The organism is Paraglaciecola sp., from assembly GCF_039942875.1.
Classification (GTDB): Bacteria; Pseudomonadota; Gammaproteobacteria; order Enterobacterales; family Alteromonadaceae; genus Paraglaciecola.
Genome location: NZ_JBDVBQ010000044.1, coordinates 177,181 through 197,618 on the forward strand (window position 1 = coordinate 177,181; position 20,438 = coordinate 197,618).

17 protein-coding genes and 1 riboswitch are annotated in these 20,438 nt (G+C 39.4%); of the genes, 10 read left to right on the top strand and 7 right to left on the bottom strand.

The genetic code is table 11. The features are described from left to right. Window positions 1–18 precede the first annotated feature (18 nt). The 3 genes from moaB to moaA form a co-directional block, all read right to left on the bottom strand. Window positions 19–564 (bottom strand): molybdenum cofactor biosynthesis protein B, encoded by a 546-nt coding sequence (gene moaB, locus ABJE44_RS15130; protein ID WP_348111411.1) that lies wholly within the window; start codon window positions 562–564, stop codon window positions 19–21. Next, window positions 561–1,163: a molybdenum cofactor guanylyltransferase gene (locus ABJE44_RS15135; RefSeq protein WP_348111410.1), complete on the bottom strand. Its 603-nt coding sequence runs from the start codon at window positions 1,161–1,163 to the stop codon at window positions 561–563. Before ABJE44_RS15135 ends, moaB begins: the two co-directional genes overlap by 4 nt. Beyond that, on the bottom strand, window positions 1,163–2,131 hold the full coding sequence (gene moaA, locus ABJE44_RS15140) for a GTP 3',8-cyclase MoaA (protein WP_348111409.1): 969 nt from the start codon (window positions 2,129–2,131) through the stop codon (window positions 1,163–1,165). Before moaA ends, ABJE44_RS15135 begins: the two co-directional genes overlap by 1 nt. Beyond that, a riboswitch (molybdenum cofactor riboswitch) is annotated at window positions 2,126–2,279 on the bottom strand. (Overlaps the previous gene by 6 nt.) Before the next feature lie 194 nt (window positions 2,280–2,473). Between moaA and ABJE44_RS15145 the strand changes: the two genes are divergently transcribed. Genes ABJE44_RS15145 through ABJE44_RS15160 form a run of 4 tightly spaced genes read left to right on the top strand, consistent with a single transcriptional unit; the run spans window position 2,474 to window position 7,194 of the window. Then, entirely contained in the window at window positions 2,474–3,355 is an 882-nt protein-coding gene (locus tag ABJE44_RS15145; protein WP_348111408.1) for a P-loop NTPase fold protein, read from the top strand. Beyond that, window positions 3,348–4,169 (top strand): HAD-IIB family hydrolase, encoded by an 822-nt coding sequence (locus ABJE44_RS15150; protein ID WP_348111407.1) that lies wholly within the window; start codon window positions 3,348–3,350, stop codon window positions 4,167–4,169. The genes ABJE44_RS15145 and ABJE44_RS15150 overlap by 8 nt, the downstream gene beginning before the upstream one ends. Window positions 4,170–4,199: 30 nt before the next feature. Continuing rightward, window positions 4,200–5,426, top strand: a complete 1,227-nt coding sequence (locus tag ABJE44_RS15155; RefSeq protein ID WP_348111406.1) for a glycosyl transferase — start codon at window positions 4,200–4,202, stop codon at window positions 5,424–5,426. 10 nt (window positions 5,427–5,436) lie between these two features. Further along, a complete protein-coding gene (locus ABJE44_RS15160; RefSeq protein WP_348111405.1) occupies window positions 5,437–7,194 on the top strand; it encodes a sugar phosphorylase in 1,758 nt (585 codons plus the stop codon). Window positions 7,195–7,252: 58 nt separating this feature from the next. On the opposite strand, the gene ABJE44_RS15165 is transcribed toward ABJE44_RS15160, so the two are convergent. Continuing rightward, a complete protein-coding gene (locus tag ABJE44_RS15165; protein WP_348111404.1) occupies window positions 7,253–8,083 on the bottom strand; it encodes a sulfurtransferase in 831 nt (276 codons plus the stop codon). A gap of 240 nt (window positions 8,084–8,323) precedes the next feature. Between ABJE44_RS15165 and ABJE44_RS15170 the strand changes: the two genes are divergently transcribed. From ABJE44_RS15170 to ABJE44_RS15190, 5 genes are all read left to right on the top strand, one after another. Then, complete coding sequence (locus tag ABJE44_RS15170) at window positions 8,324–9,673, top strand: nucleobase:cation symporter-2 family protein (RefSeq protein ID WP_348111403.1); 1,350 nt, start codon at window positions 8,324–8,326, stop codon at window positions 9,671–9,673. 14 nt (window positions 9,674–9,687) lie between these two features. Beyond that, window positions 9,688–11,052: an 8-oxoguanine deaminase gene (locus ABJE44_RS15175; RefSeq protein WP_348111402.1), complete on the top strand. Its 1,365-nt coding sequence runs from the start codon at window positions 9,688–9,690 to the stop codon at window positions 11,050–11,052. A gap of 293 nt (window positions 11,053–11,345) precedes the next feature. Continuing rightward, the gene (locus tag ABJE44_RS15180; protein ID WP_348111401.1) at window positions 11,346–13,769 is read left to right on the top strand and encodes a TonB-dependent receptor; all 2,424 of its coding nucleotides are present in this window, start codon (window positions 11,346–11,348) and stop codon (window positions 13,767–13,769) included. Window positions 13,770–13,865: 96 nt separating this feature from the next. Beyond that, a complete protein-coding gene (locus ABJE44_RS15185; protein ID WP_348111400.1) occupies window positions 13,866–15,515 on the top strand; it encodes a cupin domain-containing protein in 1,650 nt (549 codons plus the stop codon). A gap of 65 nt (window positions 15,516–15,580) precedes the next feature. Beyond that, on the top strand, window positions 15,581–15,847 hold the full coding sequence (locus ABJE44_RS15190) for a hypothetical protein (RefSeq protein ID WP_348111399.1): 267 nt from the start codon (window positions 15,581–15,583) through the stop codon (window positions 15,845–15,847). A 69-nt stretch (window positions 15,848–15,916) separates the two neighbouring features. On the opposite strand, the gene ABJE44_RS15195 is transcribed toward ABJE44_RS15190, so the two are convergent. After that, window positions 15,917–16,927, bottom strand: a complete 1,011-nt coding sequence (locus tag ABJE44_RS15195) for an adenosine deaminase (RefSeq protein ID WP_348111398.1) — start codon at window positions 16,925–16,927, stop codon at window positions 15,917–15,919. 292 nt (window positions 16,928–17,219) lie between these two features. Between ABJE44_RS15195 and ABJE44_RS15200 the strand changes: the two genes are divergently transcribed. Then, on the top strand, window positions 17,220–18,548 hold the full coding sequence (locus ABJE44_RS15200; RefSeq protein WP_348111397.1) for an NCS2 family permease: 1,329 nt from the start codon (window positions 17,220–17,222) through the stop codon (window positions 18,546–18,548). Window positions 18,549–18,661: 113 nt separating this feature from the next. Here ABJE44_RS15200 and puuE read toward each other — a convergent pair whose 3' ends face one another. Together puuE and ABJE44_RS15210 are read right to left on the bottom strand one after the other, a co-directional pair. Further along, a complete protein-coding gene (gene puuE, locus ABJE44_RS15205) occupies window positions 18,662–19,564 on the bottom strand; it encodes an allantoinase PuuE (RefSeq protein ID WP_348111396.1) in 903 nt (300 codons plus the stop codon). Between the two features lie 3 nt (window positions 19,565–19,567). After that, a complete protein-coding gene (locus ABJE44_RS15210; RefSeq protein ID WP_348111395.1) occupies window positions 19,568–20,212 on the bottom strand; it encodes a TetR/AcrR family transcriptional regulator in 645 nt (214 codons plus the stop codon). Window positions 20,213–20,438 lie beyond the last annotated feature (226 nt).

The window sequence follows — 20,438 nt, forward strand, 5'->3', positions numbered from 1 at the left end:
GAATGCAAATTTGTCATATTAAACCTCTCTAGTAGCGCATTGGGTTTCAATGTTTTTTAAGTGAACCACAAAATTACATGGCCTATGGTTGCTATCTAATTGTTGCTGTAATATGCCCGTCCAAGCTGTCTTGCATGCACCTGTTGAACCCGGCATACAAAATATGGCTGTTCGATTTGCCATGCCTGCCAGTGCTCTTGATTGTACAGTAGACGTGCCTATTTCTAGATAAGATATATGCCTAAATAACTCTCCAAATCCTTCAACATCTTTATCAAATAAAGGTAATACTGCTTCTGGCGTGGTGTCTCTTTCTGTGAATCCCGTTCCACCTGTTATCAACACAACCTGAACATCTTGTGAGGCAATCCAATTGGACACTAATGCTCTAATCTGAAATTTGTCATCTATTACGATTTTTTTATCTAAAACATTGTGTCCTACAGCCTCAGCCGCGTCCACAAGATACTGCCCTGAGGTGTCATTGGCTTCGGTTCGCGTATCAGATACCGTTAGCACAGCGATATTTAAGGGTTGTTTAAGAGAAGATTGATTAGTTTTCATTTATGGTTCTCGCTACTCACATGACAGTGCTGTCGCCATTGCTGTGGAGTATTAATGTTTTCAAAAGGTTGACAATGTGAAGGCTTAATTACTATTCCTTGCAAATCGTTTATTAAATTTTTTAACGCATAGCGTTTATGCTTAACTGCAGGCTCCTGTGGAGTATCGACTGTAGTAAACACACCATCTAGGTAATTCATGAGCGATGTATCAATGGGTAAGTACAAAGGGAAATTATAAGATTCAAAATTAGTCACCCGCTTTGCCTTTAAACCTTGATGCAATAATTGCTTTAACTCAATTAAAGAAATATTAGGCATATCGATGGGCAGAATAAGCAGGCCTGTCACACCCGGGGTGTACAAAGAGATATGCTTAACTGCTGCGTGTATACCAGACATTGGCCCTAACTTTGCGTGAATATCCAAGATACCATCAGCATGCTGCGCGCCACTTACTAGCACTGGCTCACATAAATGTGACAGCATCTGTTTACTATGCTCAAGCATAGATAATTGGCTATTAGGTAACCTTAGATAACTTTTATCAGTGCCCATTCTTTGGGATTGACCACCTGCTAAAACCAGTCCAGCTAACATTACCCACCTATCATAGCGAGATGTTTAGTGGCTCCAGTAAATCCATCTTGTAACCAATGGGTGGCCTCTTTATCACCTAACAATGCCTGTAATTGTTGTTGTAAAGCCTGGTCATTTTCATTTTGCAATGTAGGCCTAATATCAAGTCCTTGATCTGCAAATAAACACAAATGTAACTTGCCTAAAGATGAAATCCTCAACCTATTACAACTCGAACAAAAGTCCTTACTATAAGGCATAATTAAGCCCATTCGTCCTTCGAAGTCAGGATGATAAAACTCTTGAGCTGGGCCTGATGATTTATCTCGAATAAGCTGACTCCAGCCATTACTCTGTAGCTTCTCTTTGATAGCGCTCCCAGATACATGATTCTGTTTAAAGAAATCAATATTGTCACCAGTTTGCATTAACTCTATGAGACGCAGCGTAATAGGCGTAGTCTTTAACCAAGCTAAAAACGCCTCAAGTTCTTTTTCATTACATTGCTTCATCAAAACCGCGTTGACTTTGACAGGAATGCCCAAGGCTAAAGCTTTATCGATTCCTCGCAGAATACTTTCTAACTTATTATGGCCGGTAATAGAGGCAAACATTCTGGGGTCTAAACTATCGATACTAACATTCAAAGAGTTGAGGCCCGAGTCAACCCAATCTTGAATATCAGATTCTAATTTAAAACCATTGGTTGTCATGGCAACGTGATCAATGCCTGATGTTGACGCGCATACCTTTAAAATATCGCATAAGTCTTTTCTTAGAGCAGGCTCACCACCGGTAATGCGGACCTTACTGGTGCCAAGCTTTGCAAAGCCCGAAACTAAGGTTTTAATTTCAGGTACCTTCAAAAAATCTCGGTCATTGTCACATTGATACCCATCAGGTAAACAATAATCACAACTGAAGTTACATACATCGGTTATGGACAGCCGCAAATAATGGAAGCGACGCCCATATTTATCTTCTAACATAATTTGTTAACACCTTTCCAAAATGAAGAGAATAACGACTCTTACGGGAGGCTGCTCAATTTCTCTTGCAACCCTGGCAAACTCAAAGTTTGCGGCCAAAATACCTTGTCTAAGATTTAGGTATAGAGGCTCGGAGTTATAAACATACCGTAAACTTGACGGTACTTGATTCAAAGCATTTGTATCATAAATAGTGATATCTGTCATAAAAACACTAGGTTTACAGAAAAATATATGGCATTTTGAACATGGCACACAAGTTGAAGATAAATTTACCAGCAAGAATAAATCGTTCTTAAAAGCAGCACTTTAAAAGTGCAATTATGAAGGACAAATAAATTAATGATCAGTGAATTCATCAAACAGCATAAGCTATCGGACGCTTTTAAAGATATTGCAACGCAATATTATATCCCTTTAGCAGAAGAAATCAGCTCGCACCATAAAAGTGCACAAAACACCTATTTTGTTGGTATAAATGGCAGTCAAGGTTCTGGTAAGTCAACCTTATCTGAGTTTATTAAGGCATATCTAACAGAAGCACATTCACTCAATGTTGTTGTTATGTCCCTAGATGACTTTTACTTCAGTCATGCTAAAAGACATAGTTTAGCCGCTAATATCCACCCTCTGTTACAAACCCGAGGTGTTCCTGGCACCCATAATATGGAACAAGCCCAAACAGTATTAAATGCCCTAAGGCAGCAGCTACCCGCCACAGTACCTAGATTTAATAAAGCGACTGATGACCCCCACCCAACAGCTAATTGGACAACAATTAGTGAGCCTATTGATGTAGTCATATTTGAAGGCTGGTGTTGGGGCGTGCATGCCCAAACTGCAGAGCAACTCAAAACACCTGTCAATAAACTAGAGTCAGAGCAAGATAAAGAAGCGATATGGCGTACTTATGCGAATACACAACTTTCACTTCATTATGCAACACTCTATAGTTACATGAACAAGTGGGTCATGTTAAGTGCCCCTTCCTTTGAAGACGTGTACGCATGGCGCTTAGAGCAAGAGCAAAAGTTAATCGCTGCATCTGGCTCGGGTAATCATTCAGGTTTAATGAATGAACAACAAATCTTAGACTTTATACAGTATTATCAAAGGCTGACAGAACATGGGTTGAATACTTTACCTGCTACGTGCGACCATGTATTCAAACTTAACTCGAAGCGAAAAATTGTTGAGCATATCAAAAAGGATGTTCATGAATAACAGCATTTTAGTTTTTAGCGATTTAGACGGAACCTTGCTTGACCATCACACATATAGCTTTTCAGCTGCAGTGCCAACCCTTTCCAAGTTAGCAGAACATGATATCCCTGTTATCCCTACAACCAGTAAGACCTACGCTGAATTAAAACAAATTCGCAATGACTTAGGGTTAGATACGCCTTTTATCGTAGAAAACGGGGCCGCCATCTTTATCCCGATAGGTTTTTTTACTGAACAGCCAAAAGATACGGTCGAAAAAAATGGTTTCTGGATCAAGGAGTTTTCAAAGCCCGTATCTTATTGGCGAGCATTACTTGGTCAATTAAAAACAGACTTTGAAGGTAAATTTAACCATTTCGCAAATATGTCGACCTCAGAAATAGTTGATGCTACTGGCTTGTCTGACGCCCAAGCAGAACAAGCAGGCGCCCGAGAATACGGAGAGCCGATACTGTGGTTAAGTGATCAAGACACTAAAATACAATTTTTAAAGGCCCTTGAAAGTTTAGGTGCTAAACCTTTGCAAGGAGGTAGATTTTTACATCTATCAGGACAATGTGATAAAGGTAAAGCATTGCTTTGGCTCAAAGAATTGTTTGAAATTACACATTCTGATAATACCTATACAAGTATCGCCTTAGGCGATGGCCAAAATGATGTTGCCATGCTAAATGCGGCAGATATTGCTGTTAGAATTTTATCACCCGTAAATGAACCACCGACATTAACAAAAGAAAATGATGTTCATACCACTAAGCGATTCGGACCAGAAGGATGGGCTGACAGCCTTAACCAAATTATTTTCAATTGTTAATTTTTTTTATAACCGGACAACGGAGCTATAATGGCTGATTTTTATCAAAACGGTATTGTTACTACGCTACATAACCTTTCAGAGCGACCTATAGAGGATCTTGAAAAAGAGTTGATGGGATTCGCTAAAAAGCGCCCGATGGCGTTGATACTTCCTTCTTTATTTTCTGAACTTGAAGGCGAAGCCTTACCCAATATTATTAACCACCTAAGTGACGTACCTTATCTGTCACAAGTAGTCATTGGCTTGGATAGAGCGGATTTAGAGCAATATCAACATGCTTTAAAATTCTTCGGAAAACTCCCTCAAAACCATAGAGTATTATGGAATGATGGCCCTAGATTAAAAGCATTAGATGCAAAATTAGAATCTTTAGGCCTTGCTCCTAAAGAATTAGGTAAAGGACGAAATGTTTGGTATTGCATGGGATACATACTGGCTACAGGTAAAGCTGAATCGGTAGCCCTTCATGATTGCGATATACTCACTTACGACCGTGGCTTGCTCGCTAGATTGATTTACCCTGTGGCTAATCCTCAATTTAATTATGAGTTCTGTAAAGGTTATTATGCCCGCGTCGCTGAAGGAAAAATTAATGGCCGAGTATCTAGACTGTTGGTGACACCGCTTATTAGAGCATTGCAGAAAGTAGTTGGGCACAATGAATATTTAGAATATATGGATAGTTTTAGATATCCACTTGCTGGAGAATTTTCTTTTAGACGAGATGTGCTAAACGATATTCGTATTCCAAGTGATTGGGGGCTAGAAATAGGCGTTTTATCTGAGATGCAACGTAATTATTCTCATAACAGACTTTGTCAGGCTGACATAGCTAAAACCTATGATCATAAACACCAAGATTTATCAGCAGATAATGAAAATGGTGGTTTATCAAAAATGTCTATTGATATTACAAAGGCGTTGTTTAGAAAATTAGCCACACAAGGCGAAACCTTTACGAATGAAACCTTCAGAACACTAAAAGCAACCTATTATCGTATTGCATTAGACTTTGTAGAAACCTATCACAATGATGCCATTATGAACGGCCTTAATTTAGATATTCATAGTGAAGAAAAAGCCGTCGAACTATTTGCTGGCAATATAATGACAGCAGGAGAAAGTTTCCTTGATAACCCAATGGAAACGCCTTTTATTCCAAGTTGGAACCGTGTAGTGAGCGCTATGCCAGATGTTTTAGACGAGTTAAAAGACGCAGTTGAAAAAGATTATTTAGAGTTTAACCAAACATAGGGGGCAATAGATGTTATCGGTATTTGAGCAACTAACTGAACGAGTTGAACATCACTTAGATGTAATATACCAAGACGTTGACTTGGAGGTGTCCCACAACGAGCTGGCTGGGACCCTTATCAAAACAATGGGAATTGTTGAAGATAAGTTAGCAGATGAACCAAAGCGCCATCATAACAATTGGGATCAAAAAGACGTCATGCTAATCACCTATGGTGATAGCATTGAAAAAGAAGGTGAAAAACCACTTAAAACACTCCACAGTTTTTTAAAGCAATACTGTGGAGATTCAATTAATAGTGTTCACATTCTACCGTTTTTTCCTTATAGCTCAGATGACGGTTTTTCAGTTATTGATTACTCAAGTGTAAATGAGTCATTAGGTAACTGGGATGACATTGAAGATATAACAAAAGACTATCGAATGATGTCTGATGTGGTTATCAACCACTGTTCTTCTAGAAGCGCATGGTTCCAGAATTTTATTAAAGGTGAAGGACCTGGTAGTGACTTTTTCTACACAGCTTTGCCTATAGATGATATTTCTGAAGTCACCCGTCCACGTACTTCTGATTTGCTCAGGCTCACAGAGACACAAAATGGTGAAAAATATGTTTGGTGTACCTTTAGTCACGATCAGGTTGATTTTGACTTTAGAAACCCAGCGGTTTTAGACACGTTCGTTTCTATTATTCGCCAATATTTAGATACTGGAATTCGTATATTTCGTCTAGATGCCGTAGCCTTTTTGTGGAAAAAGCTAGGGACGACTTGTATTAATTTAGAGCAGACTCACGAAGCAATAAGATTATTACGAACCCTAATAGAACATGCGGTAAGTGATGCCGTCATTATTACCGAAACCAACATTCCTAACCGTCAAAATTTGACTTATTTTGGTAATGCAAACGAAGCTCACGGTATCTATAACTTCTCTTTACCCCCTTTACTCGTGAACTCTCTGGTAACAGGCTCTTGTACTCACCTTAAAGCGTGGCTATGTAGTATGCCTCCGGCACAAAACGGTACGTTTTTCTTTAACTTTATTGCATCCCACGATGGTATAGGGTTAAGACCAGCTGAAGGCTTGCTTGATGATGATGAGCTTGGTGCTTTGGTCAATACCATGCAAAATTTTGGTGGCCGAATTTCATGGAGAAAATCAGAAACTGGTGAACAAAAAGCTTATGAGATAAATATCGCGCTTTATGATGCATTACAAGGCACCACAAAAGGCACTGATAAATGGGGCCTTGAACGTTTTGTTTGTGCTCACAGTGTGATGTTTGCCTTAGAAGGTATACCGGGCTTATATATTCACAGCTTATTAGGCACCACAAACGATTATGAGCGAGTCAAAAACACCAGTCATAATCGCTCTATCAATCGTCATAAATGGCAATATGGGCAATTGCAGCAAGAATTAGCATCGCCCTATAGCCAACATGCAAAAGTACATGCTCGCATTACTGAGTTATTAGATATTCGTAAAGAGCAGCCAGCTTTTCACCCAAATGCAACGCAATTCACTCTTCAACTAGGTGAGCAATTATTTGGGTTTTGGCGACAAAGTTTAGGCCGTAGCCAAAGTATCTTTTGTGTGTTTAATGTATCTGATGAGCCACAAATGATGAGACTCAGTGACTTAAACTTAATCGGAACTGACTCTTGGATTGATTTAATTAGTGGTCAAACCATAAGTTTAGAAGATTTAGAGTACGAAGTGGCACCTTACCAATCTTTGTGGATTTCAAATCGTTTAAAATAAATGTCAATGCCTCTAACCTGTTTTTTTTAAAGGTTAGAGGTATAACGTTTTGTCTCGTCTATATTTCTACGGGTAAATCTAATCTAGCCCCCCATTCGGACCATGAGCCATCATAAACCGCTAAATGTTTGCAGCCCAATTGGCTGGCAGCTAAGGCTAAAATACATGCCGTCACACCAGAGCCACAACTAAAAACAAGTTTTTCATGTGGATGGACATTTAACGACTCAAAAACAGAGGTTAACTCTGACGTGGATTTCAGCTGTGTGCCATTTATCAATTTCGTAAATGGCAAGTTAATCGCCCCAGGTGCGTGCCCCGAACGCAAGCCTTCACGAGGCTCAGGAGCCGTACCATAAAAACGCCCTTCACTTCTCGCATCTAAAACGTTTACAGTACCTTGCTCCGCTAATATATTTTCAGCCGTTGTAAAAAATACAGAGCTGAAGTTTACGTTAACTTGCTCTATGGGAGGTTTTACAGTTAGACTATTATCACATTGCCGACCTTCCTTTAGCCATTTTGGTAACCCTCCGTCTACTACATATACACGTTTAAACCCCATAGACTTTAACATCCACCACACTCTTGGTGAGCTATACACGCCTTTATTGTCATACACTACAATCAAGTTATCGGTACTTACTCCTAAGTTCGCGATGTGTTCAGAAAACTGTTTTTTACTTGGCATAGTATGGGGCCACGGTGAATCTTGATCGCAGAATACATTTTCAAAATCAAAGAATATCGAGTTTGGAATGTAACTCTCAGGTGCGGTGTCTTTTTTACCTGTAACCGGATTATCCATTTGCGTATACAAAACAGTTAAATCCTCATCATCAAGATGCTCGTTTAGCCATTGAGTTGATACTAAATTTTTATTGATCATTTTTTATCCTCAGTAAAATCAACCTAAGCCCTATTGTTTATTAAGTAACATTAAACTGCACCATTATGCAGCAAGCATTAAAAATTAAGTCACTCTGGTTACACAGTACACCAGTAATAAATTTCAATAATAGCAATGTTATCAGTAATCTAGCTCATAAGGTAGCAATTGACCAAGTGGTCACAATATTGCTAGTAAACTCTCATATTGAAATATAACAAGTATTGGTAATTTATCTCTATGCAGAACAATGATGAAATAATGTACGGCTTACACGACAAACCTAAAGTATTACATTGTATCAATGCGGCCTTACAACATGTCATGGCTTCTTTTATTGGAATTATTACCCCAATACTGATTATAGGCTCAGCATTAGGACTGACAGCAGAAATCCCCTATCTGATCAGTATGGCATTAATGATGTCAGGCATATCAACCTTCATTCAAACCAAAACCTTTGGCCCCATTGGATGTGGATTAATCGCAGTACAAGGCACTAGCTTTACATTTATCAGTGCACTTTTGATTGCAGGCTTTGCCGTTAAAGGACAAGGGGGAAGTAATGATGAAATTTTAGCGGTAATGTTTGGTATTTGTTTTTGGGGGGCATTAATTGAAATTGTCCTTAGCCGATTTATTGATCATCTCAAGGCTGTAATAACCCCATTAACCACTGGTATCGTCATTACTACAATCGGGATTACTTTAATAAAAGTCGGTATGACGGATTTGGCTGGTGGCTTTGGTGCAGAAGACTTAGGCTCCGTTGAAAATATCAGTCTCGGGTTTACTGTTATGGTTATTGTAGTAATTTTAAATCTCTCTAAACACCCAGTCCTGCGCTTGTCAGCTATTTTTATCGGCATGTTTGTAGGATGTGTCATTGCGTGGTGGCAAGGTGTGTTGTCCTTTGACGATATGCTGGACTTTCCGATATTTAGTTTTCCAGAACCGTTTAAATATGGCATTTCGTTTCAGTGGGACATATTTATACCGGTAGCCTTAGTGTATTTGTTAAGTGCCATTGAAACCTCTGGTGACTTAACGGCAAACAGTTTATTTTGTAAACAACCCATTAGCGGCCCACTCTATATAAAACGAATTAAAGGCGGGATCCTAGCTGACGGTATTAACTCTATGCTCGCAGCGATTTTTAACAGCTTTCCTAATACTACCTTTGGACAAAACAATGCGGTTATTCAGATGACAGGTGTAGCCAGTCGTCACGTAGGCTTTTACATATCAGGTTTTTTAGTGATTTTAGGCTTGTTTCCTATGATTGGTGCAGTCATTCAACTAATGCCTAAACCTGTTGTGGGAGGCGCGACACTGATTATGTTTGCAACCATAGCCACCGCTGGAATAAAAATACTCACCAGTGAACCTATTGACCGTCGCAAAGGTATTATCATCGCAACCTCAATTGGCTTAGGGCTGGGTGTCATGATGGTCCCAGATGTTTTAATACAATTGCCTCTTTTGGTTAAGAACATTGTTTCTTCATCAGTTACCACCGCAGGTTTTTGTGCGATAATTATGAGCGTATTAATTCCTGATCCTACAAAATCAGTTGAAGAAAAATCCTAATTTAAGAGTAAAAAATGTCTAACAAAACCTTATGGCTAAAGTCGCCCGCTGCAATATACACGGGCAACGAGTCTAATGCAGGTAACGGTTTGGTTATCCAAGGTACGAAAATAATAGAATTAGTACCTAGCGGACATACACCAATCAGCAAAATTGATCATTATATTGATTGCAGTAATTCAGTTCTAACTCCAGGTCTGATAAATACTCATCATCATTTTTATCAAACCTTAACGCGTTGCGTACCCGGGGCAATCAATAAACCTTTATTCCCATGGCTAAAGTATCTTTACAAAGTATGGGCACATTTAGACGAAGACATGATTTATAGCGCAACAAGGCTAGCCGGTTTAGAACTTATGCTGTCAGGCGCAACATGTATTGCAGACCACCATTATGTGTTTCCAAGAGGCTTAGAAAACGCAATAGATATACAAGTAGAAGCTATCAAATCGCTAGGGTGCAGGGCTACATTGACACGAGGCTCTATGAGCCTTGGAGAAAGCGCCGGAGGTCTCCCTCCAGACAGCGTTATTCAAAATGAAGATACCATACTCGAAGATAGCCAAAGGTTGATAAACCAGTATCACGATAGAGACGATGATGCTTTTATACAAATAGCATTAGCACCTTGTTCTCCTTTTTCGGTTTCAACTGAATTAATGAAGGACACGGCTACACTAGCTAGTCAAAATAAGGTGTTATTACATACTCATTTAGCGGAAACCGAAGATGAAAATAGTTTTTGTCTTAGGGAGTATGGTATGCGCCCATTAGATTATTTAGAGTCATGCAACTGGTTAAATAGCCACACTTGGTTAGCGCATGGCATACACTTTACCAACGAAGAAATACAACGATTAGGTAAAGCAAACGTCGGTATCGCTCACTGCCCAAGCTCAAATATGTTACTCGCTTCTGGAATTTGCCCCACCATTGAACTTGAAAATGCAGGTTGCAATATTGGCTTAGCAGTGGATGGCTCTGCTTCAAACGATTGCTCGAATATGATCCAAGAAGCTAGACAATCATTATTGCAGCAAAGATTGCGCTATGGCGCTGAGGTGATAACTGCAGAAAAAGTATTAAGTTTTGCGACTAAAGGCTCAGCTGCAGTATTGCAACGTCCTAGTTTAGGCGAATTTAAACCGGGTCAACAAGCCGATATTGCTATGTTTTCACTAAATGAATTACGGTTTTCAGGTGTAGGTAGCCCATTAGACGCACTTGTGACCTGTGGGGCTTATAAAGTCGAAAAACTGATGATTGCCGGCAAGTGGGTTGTTGAAGATGAACAACATCGCACAATTGAAGTCGCTAAATTAATGTCTCAACATCAAGATTTAGCCCGAAAACTACAAAATAGTGCAATCAATTAAGGCACCACGAGATGTCATACCCTACCATATAAGTGCACTGCTCATATAATGCGCCCCAATAAGGGGCGGATTTCCATTAAATTTAGGTTATGATTCAATGGCTAGACATTTAAATCACACTTAAGTTTTAAAATATTAATTGAAATCATATAATTACAATCAACCTTTACAACCTGACCAGCTGGACAGGTTGTTGGCATTAATTGTGCAATCCAATCAAAGACACATAAAAAAGCATTTGATTGGTCACATCTAGTGCGCAGAAGTAAATTATAAAAATTGGGAAAACCACAATGAAAAATAAAACGTTCAAATCAAGCTCTGTTGCTACTGCTGTAGCAATTGGGTTAGCAGTATTTTTGCCTAGCCAAGTGTTAGCTCAAGAAAGTGAAGAAGAATCAGTAGAGCGTATACAGGTAACTGGGTCGTTGGGAAGTCTTCCCGGTCAAGATGTAGAAGCCGTATTTGGCTTTGGTAAATCAATCCTTGAAACGCCTCGTTCTGCCTCTACAATCAGTCAAGAACAATTGGAACGTTTTAGTGTAAGTGACATAGATGAATTAGTTGCCTTTGCACCGGGTACTTTTACCCAATCTTTCTTCGGTGTTGCCGGCTCATTAGACGTACGTGGAACTCCAGGTGAAACCTATTTCCGAGGGGTAAAGCGCCTAGATAATCCAGGTAACTACCCTACTCCAATCGGCGCATCTAGCCGTATCGATATTGTGCGTGGTCCCGCATCTCCTATTTATGGCCCAGCTAAAATTGGGGGATACCTTAACTTTAACCCTAAGTCAGCCCGTGCAAGTGGCGGTCAATATTTAGATAAAAATGAAGGTGCGTTTTCTTACACATTAGGCTCTTGGGACAAGAGTATTATGACTGCTGAAGTGGGTGGTCCTGGCAAGATTGGCGATAAGGAAATGGGTTTTTATCTTTATGGTGAAGTAGAAAACTCAGGAAGCTATTACGACAATACAGATACAGATCAAACTGTTTTACAGGCCTCTTTTAATATTGATGTCACCGATAACGTTTTAGTCGAATTCGGTGCTATGTACCACGACTATGATGGTAACCAAGTAGCGGGTTGGAACCGTCTAACTCAAGATTTAGTTGATAACGGCACCTATGTGACTGGCACTGCAAAACCACTTGATACAAGCGGTGACGGCTTAATTTCACATGACGAGTATGGTGCAGTAAATATAGGCGGTGAAATCATATTTAATGATAATGGCGAATACTTGCGTGGTGGTTTTTACGCTCCAGGTTCTGACTTTATTGATAGTGACGCAACTGACTTAATGCAACTAGAAAATGTTGGCACAGCAACATTGAAAGGAAACCAAGTATTGGTTGCCCCTGAAGACGTTTTACAAAATGAAGTTGAAACCCTGTACTTTGACATCACTTATTTCTCAGAAAACGGCTGGGAAATTAAAAACCAGTTGTTTTATGAAGCATATGACAACCTAAATGAAAACGCCTATGGCTTCTCTCAGTTCCATGATAGTTCTGTTATTGAAAATAAACTTATATTTTCTAACGAATGGGAAACAGATTCATTTTTAGCTCAACTTCAAGTTTCACCTTCAGTACGTCATACACAATTTTTACACGGTGATGATTTCACTTACGAATATTTCAACCGTCGTGATTTAACAGGTCCTTCAACAGCTCTTGATAAAAGACAATTGTCTACTGCTATCAACGCTAACTACGATAACTACGACAAAGGTAATTATACTGATTTAGGTATAGCAGCAATGACAGACCTTACGTGGGATTTCGGTCTAAATATCGTATTAGGTCTTAGATATGACACAATCGATATTGAAACTACTAGCCGTGGTGATTTGTTATTAGGTGGTGGTGAAGTTGTATCAGCAAGCGGCACTGAAAGTGGAGTATCTTGGAATACTAGTATTTCATACAAAACGCCAATTGGTCTTATCCCTTATATTACAGCAGCCGAACAAGCAACCTTGGTTGCAGGTCAAGGTGCAGAAATTGGTGTAGGTCAATTAGAAGACGGCGCATTTGATACCTCAGAACTAATTGAATATGGTATTAAAGGTTCATTTTTAGACGACAGTCTTTACTTTGCTTTATCAGTTTATGAGCAAGAGCGCTCTGACTTTAGTGCTCAGGCGATTGTTACCAACTCTACCACAGAAAACAAGGGTACAGAATTTGAATTACGCTGGGTTGTCAACGATAACTTAGTAATCGGTGCAGGCTATACCAATATTAAAGTGTATAACCTTACAGCACTTGAAGAAGGTAGTCAGTTTGGTTTCTTCGGTGCTGAAGATTTAACATCTTTAACAGACCCATCTTTAGTTTATGGTGGTAACGTTATTGGTGTTAGTTTCGTTGGTGATAAAGAGGCTTCTCGTAAAGCGGGAATTCCTGAAAACATCTACACGTTAAACGCAACCTATGACTTCCAAAACGGTTTTGCTGCTAACGCTAGTGTAGTTAAAGCTGATGAGACCTTCTCAAGTTTCTCACAAGTCGTGACACTTCCTTCATACACGCTAATTAATGCTGGCGTGTTCTATGAAGGCGATGACTGGACTGCTAGTTTGAACATTAAAAACTTAACAGACGAAAGATACTTCAGAGCAAACTTCCCTGATTTATTCGGCGCGCAAATCGTGTTACCTGAGTTGCCTCGCCACTATCAAGCGAAATTTACTTATAAGTTCTAAGTCCTAGCTTTACATTAGTATTAAGGGTAAATATGTTCTGCATATTTACCCTTTTTTATATCTTCTAATAAAACAACATTACATTGAGGATGCGTCATGAACGCTAAACTATTGATACCCCTTTGCTTACTATTTTTTTGGGGGTGTAGTAAAAAACCAGAACAGATAAACACAAAGATAGAAATAAAAGTCGTTGTCGTAAATATGTTTGAAATTGGTGAAGACCAGGGTGATAAACCAGGAGAGTTTCAACTTTGGAAAACCGGACAAGAACTCAACACCTGCCTACCCTTTGACACGTCATTTCATGAGATTTGTATCAATCCTAAAACTGGGGTGATGGGGATAGTAACGGGAATGGGGACCGCTAGGGCCACCGCAGCTATCATGGCATTGGGCTTAGATCCAAGATTTGACCTTACCCATGCCTATTGGTTGGTTGCGGGCATTGCTGGGGTTGATCCAGCTGACGCTTCAATAGGCTCAGCTGTTTGGGCTACCTACCTTGTAGATGGAGACTTAGCCCATGAAATAGACGCTAGAGAAATCCCAAAAAACTGGGCCAGTGGCTATTTTCCTTTGTTTGCTAACGAGCCTGTCTCAAATGGAACAACGGCGCCAGAAGGCTCACTATCTCAAAATGGCGAAGTATATAAGTTAGATGAGCTTCTTGTTGATTGGGCCTACGAATTAACAAAGGATATACCGTTAAACGATTATGCATCTATGCATGAGCTTAGAAGCCAATATACCCAATATCCTAATGCCCAAAAGCCCCCTTTCGTATTAAAGGGTGACCAAATGGCAGCGTCCACCTTTTGGCATGGTGACAAACTTAACCAGTGGGCTAACGATTGGACTCACTATTGGACTCAAGGTAAAGGTAATTTTGTTACGTCAGGGATGGAAGACACCGGAAGTTACCAAGCCATAACTTACCTAGACAAGGCCAACAAGGCTGATAAGCAACGCTTTTTGGTGCTAAGAACCGCGAGTAATTACGCTACGCCGCCCACTGGAATTAGTGCTTCACAAAACTTAACAAATGAAAGTGGTGAAGCGGGTTTTGCGGGCATGCGTTCATCATTAGAGTCAGCTTATCTAGTAGGGAGTAAAGTCGTCGATACCATAGTTGCCAACTGGGACCAATATAAGTCTGCGTTACCCTATACTGGCTCTGTCCCTACTCAAAAGGTAGAAACCAGAAATCTACCGCCACAGCCTGAGACGATAACTTTGGAGTCTACACATCTAACAACTGAGCAATTAGTAAAAGCCCTAGGATTAGAGGGACATGTTGAAGGCGGGTATTTTAAGCAAACCTTTAAGGCTTCCCACAGGCCTAAGATTTCTACTGACAGTGGGTTACGAACTCTAATGACCAGCATTTTTTATTTATTGAGTGCAGAGTCCCCTATCGGCCATTTTCATATGAATCAATCAGATATTATGCATTACTTCCATGCAGGTGATCCCATAACCTATTATTTGTTACATCCCGATGGCACTCTAGAAACCGTCATAATGGGACCTGATCCAACTAAAGGTCATAAAATGCAAATGATGGTGAAAGGCGGTATATGGAAGGCGTCTAAAATACCTACCGATGAAGAATACGGCTATGGGCTAATTGGTGAAGCGGTTGCACCTGGGTTTGAATATGAAGATATGCAATTAGGAGAAACACAAAAGCTATTGGCCGAATTTCCAAAGCATGCAGAGCTAATAAAAATGTTAAGCCGATGATAAGATGAACTAACGTATGTTTTTAGAATCAATTATTAACTGATACAAAATAAGGTTCCAATAACATGTTTAAGAAAACCCTTGTTATACCAGCACTAATAACACTATATATTGGCGCTACAGAGGCCCAAGAACATAAACGTCCTGATAACTTTATGACTGCTCAGCTATCTGAACAATTACTAAATGAAACTCAAGCTTTTAGTAGTGATCGATTGGTTAATGCTCAAGCTACGTTATTAAGGAAACACTATTTAGCACTAATTGAAGCTGGCTTCAGCAAATCAGAAGCTTTGCAAATAGTTGTCGCTAAGGCGGGCAAAGAAAGATAGTTACAACTCCTAAAATCTCAACCTAAAAACGGCTCATTAAGAGCCGTTTTTCTAAGCTCATAGAAAATCTTATTCGGTTATATCTAACTTAAGCATCCAACTCTTGATATCTTCTTCAGGTAGAAAGCTTGCTTTAAAACCATTTTTAAGTAATGCCAATAACTGTTCTTTGTTTATAGGTAAATGATCAATTAGCGCATGGTAGTTGTCATTTAAATAGCCACCAAAATAACTAGGATCGTCGGCGTTAACCGTGACCAACAAGCCTAAATCTAAGAGCGTTAAAATATTATGTTGATGCATATGTTCAAATACTTTTAACTTAGTATTAGACAATGGACAAACGGTGAGTGGGTGTTGCGAATTAACTAAAAACGTGATTAAGTCAGGATCTTCAATACTACGCACACCGTGATCTATTCGATGAACATCTAGTGTTTTAAGCGCTCCCCAAATATACGCCGGAGGTCCTTCTTCACCGGCATGTGCAACACGCTTTAATCCTAATTTTTTTGCCATCTCGAATACTGTCGAAAACTTTTCAGGAGGATTGCCCATTTCCGCACTATCTAAACCTACAGCTGTAATATCACTTAGGTAAGGTGTGGCAGCATTTAGGGTTTCAATAGCACTTTCTTCGCTTAAATGCCGTAGAAAAGACATGATCAACAAACAAGATTGCCCCCACTCTTGTTTTGCTTGATTGATAGCTCGTTTAAAACCAGCCATGAAAACAGAAAAATCTATTCCTCTTTCAGTATGAGTTTGAGGGTCAAACATAATTTCCGCATGAACAACATTGTCTGCTTTGCATTGACATAAATATCGCCACATTAGTTGATAAAAATCATCTTCATCAATCAATACAGACGCCCCAAGATAATATAAATCCAAGAAACTTTGTAAATCTTGAAAATTGTAAGCTTCTTTTACTTCATTGATAGATTGATATGGTAGTTTGACACCGTGCTTCACAGCTAACTCCATCATCAACTCTGGCTCAAGACTGCCTTCTATATGCAAATGTAATTCTACTTTGGGCTGGGTTGACACCCATTGTTTTAATTCTTCTTTATTCATCACTCACCTAGTCACTCAGCATATGTTTAACGCTGTACTTGATAATTTGCACCATATTATTTCTTTTCGTTAATTAATGGTGCACAGTTTTCTTTTACAACGCAATATTTCTACTACTAACTCTTTAGGAGTTTTTAATTTCTGAAAAGTTTACAGACCTAGTCGTAAGTCCTTGATATTATTTACAGCATAAAGCCCAGCATTACCAGACTAATTGGTCAGCTTTTTGCAGGGTGTTCCGTTAGCTTTCAATAAATGATGATTAAATCAGCCATAACAAGAGTGAAATCAGATGTCTAAACTACTCGAGCATTATTTCCAATTAAAACAAAAAGGCACCAATCTAAAAACTGAGTTTATTGCGGGCCTGACAACCTTTGCTGCGATGTCTTACGTTTTAGTTGTCAACCCTAGCATATTAGGGGCCAGTGGAATGCCCATTGAAGGCTTAATAACCGTTACGGCATTAGCTGCATGTATAGGTTGTTTACTTATGGCGTTTATGACCAATTACCCTATCGCTATGGCACCTGGTATGGGGTTAAACGCATTCTTTGCATTTACTATTTGTTTAACAAGAGAAGTGCCTTGGGATGCCGCTTTAGGGATTGTTTTTTGGAATGGCATATTGTTTTTACTGTTATCTGTTACAGGGGTAAGAACCAAGATAGCAGAGGCGATACCCGCAGCACTAAAAATTGGTGTGCAATGTGGTATTGGTATGTTTATCGCCTTTATTGGATTAAAAAATGCAGGCCTTGTTGTTGATAACCCTGCTACCTTTGTATCCATAGGTGATCTATCTGAACCAGCTACTTTATTAGCCTTAGCCGGCATTATATTAACAATAGTACTCGTTATTAGAAAAGTGACGGGGGCGATTTTAATATCCGTTATTACCTTAAGTATCATCGGCGCATTTATACCTGTTGGTGATGGCTACTTAACTCAACATACCGATCAATTTATTGGCCTTCCTGATGACATTTCTAACACATTTTTTGCAATGGATATCATGTACCCTATCGAGCATCTTGCTGAAACATGGGATCTGATATTTGCACTATTATTCGTCAACATGTTCGACACTATCGGCACGCTTATTGGTGTGTCTCGTCGCGCTAACTTACTCAATAAACAAGGTGAGTTACCGAAACTAGGTAAAGCCATGACAGCTGACGCTGTTGCTAGTGTTATGGGGGCTGCCGTGGGTACCTCTCCTGTTACCTCTTATGTAGAATCGGCCGCTGGGGTCTCTTCAGGTGGTAGAACCGGCTTAACCACTATATTTGTCGCCTTATGTTTTTTATTAGCTTTATTTCTAACACCCGTCATGAAAGTCATTCCTTTGATGGCTACTACCCCCGCTTTGATAATGGTGGGCATTTTAATGATGGATTCATTCAGACAACTTGATTTCGATGATTTAACAGCCTTAGCCACTGCAACAGTGGCATTACTTGCCATGCCATTAACGTTTAGCATTAGTGAAGGTATAGCATTAGGTTTTATCACTTATGTGGGGATCATGATGGGTACAGGGCGTTACAAACAAGTAACCCTGATTACATACGCCATGGCGGCAGTCTTTGTATTAAGGTATGTTTTAGACTTAAAGTAGGGTTATGGAATAACCGCTGTCATTACAAAAAATATCCATATTAGATAAACAAAAACCGACTCATTCAATCACAATTTAGTCGGTTTTTTTATGGGGTACTTTTGTGTTTTAACTTAAGCTGGGAAATTCTGTTTCCAGTGATTCGCGATTTGCTCACGAGTACAGCACCAAACGCTATCATGGCTCTGAACGTACTCTATAAATCTTTGTAAAGCAGCCATTCTGGCTGGGCGCCCTATTATTCTGCAATGCAAACCAATAGATAACATTTTGGGGGCGGTTTCACCTTCAGCGTACAGTACATCAAAGGCATCTTTCAGATATTGATAGAATTGCTCACCACTGTTGAACCCTTGTGGAGTCGCAAATCGCATATCGTTGGTGTCTAGAGTATAGGGTACCATCAATAAAGGTTTGGCGTATTGCTGGTCGTAATAGGGTAAGTCATCTGCGTAAGAATCAGCGCAATATAGAATATCATTTCTATTGGCAATCAACTTTAAGGTATTAGGACTAGTTCTCCCTGTATACCACCCCACGGGTTTACTACCGGTAATAGCCTGATGCAATTGTATAGCCGCATCTATCATTTTCTTTTCTTGCTCTTCAGGCATATCCTGAAAATGTACCCAACGCATGGCATGACTAGCGATTTCCCAATTAGCATCTTGCATAGCAGCAACCGCCTCTGGGTTGCGTTGTAACGCCATAGTGACACCAAATACAGTAATGGGTAGGTCATACTTTACAAATAAGTTATATAAACGCCAAAATCCCGCTCTACTGCCGTATTCATACATAGACTCCATGCTTAAGTGGCGATCTTTATATGCTTGAGCTCCGACAATTTCTGATAAAAATATCTCAGAATGATCATCACCATGAAGAATATTGTTTTCTCCACCTTCTTCATAATTCAGCACAAATTGTACGGCTATCTTGGCATTATTTGGCCAATGTGGATTGGGGGGATTTTGACCGTACCCTATTAAATCCCTTGGGTATGCGTGTTTCATAAATTACCTAAATTCAGCTGGGACAGTTAAATCGCAGCCCGTTAAAATCAAATGTATAAGATTTTTCGTCGCGTTTTCAAAATCTTGTTGACCCATTGAGCTACCTTGAAGTTCCGTAATTTGCGTAGAAAAATCTGCGTAATGCTGAGACGTCCCCCAAATGTTGTATAGTAAATAATAGGGGTTCGTTTGTTTTAATTTTCCTGCTTTTATCCACTCATTAATTACCGCTACTCTACCTGCCATCCATTTTGAGTGCTGATCTTTAAAAAAGTCGTTCAAGTTTGGTGCACCATTGATAATTTCCAGTGCGAATATTTTTGAAGAATTGCCATGAGACCGAGATATTTCCATTTTATCAGTAATATATTGGGCTAATACTCTGGCAGGATCATCATGAACCGTTGCTTCATCAAACCGACTGTTCCATAAGCGCATTATATTTTCTAAAATAGCGAGATATAAACTCTCTTTGCTTTTAAAGTAATATAAAACATTAGTTTTAGGTAAGCCTGCCCTATCAGCAATTTGCTGTACCCTTGCCCCTTTGTATCCGTGGGATGCAAACTCTTCTTCGGCAGCCCGAAGTATTTTGCTTCTATTCAATTCACCAATAGTGACGTCTTTTTCGTTTCTACTTGTAGTCATTAACGGCTTTTATTTCCTATAATCATCTAATTAACCAAAGTACTTTTGTTCTTATAAGTTAATACTTTAACACTTTTTTGGGAATAATCTTTAGCAAACTATAGCTAACGTACTAATGACCCAGTAAACGGCATTTAAATTGCTTTTCAATTTGCTAGTTGTAGATTGTTTTACTATCTGTTGTATCCTTGCGAATCAAACCTGACCAACTAGTCAGGTTTTTATT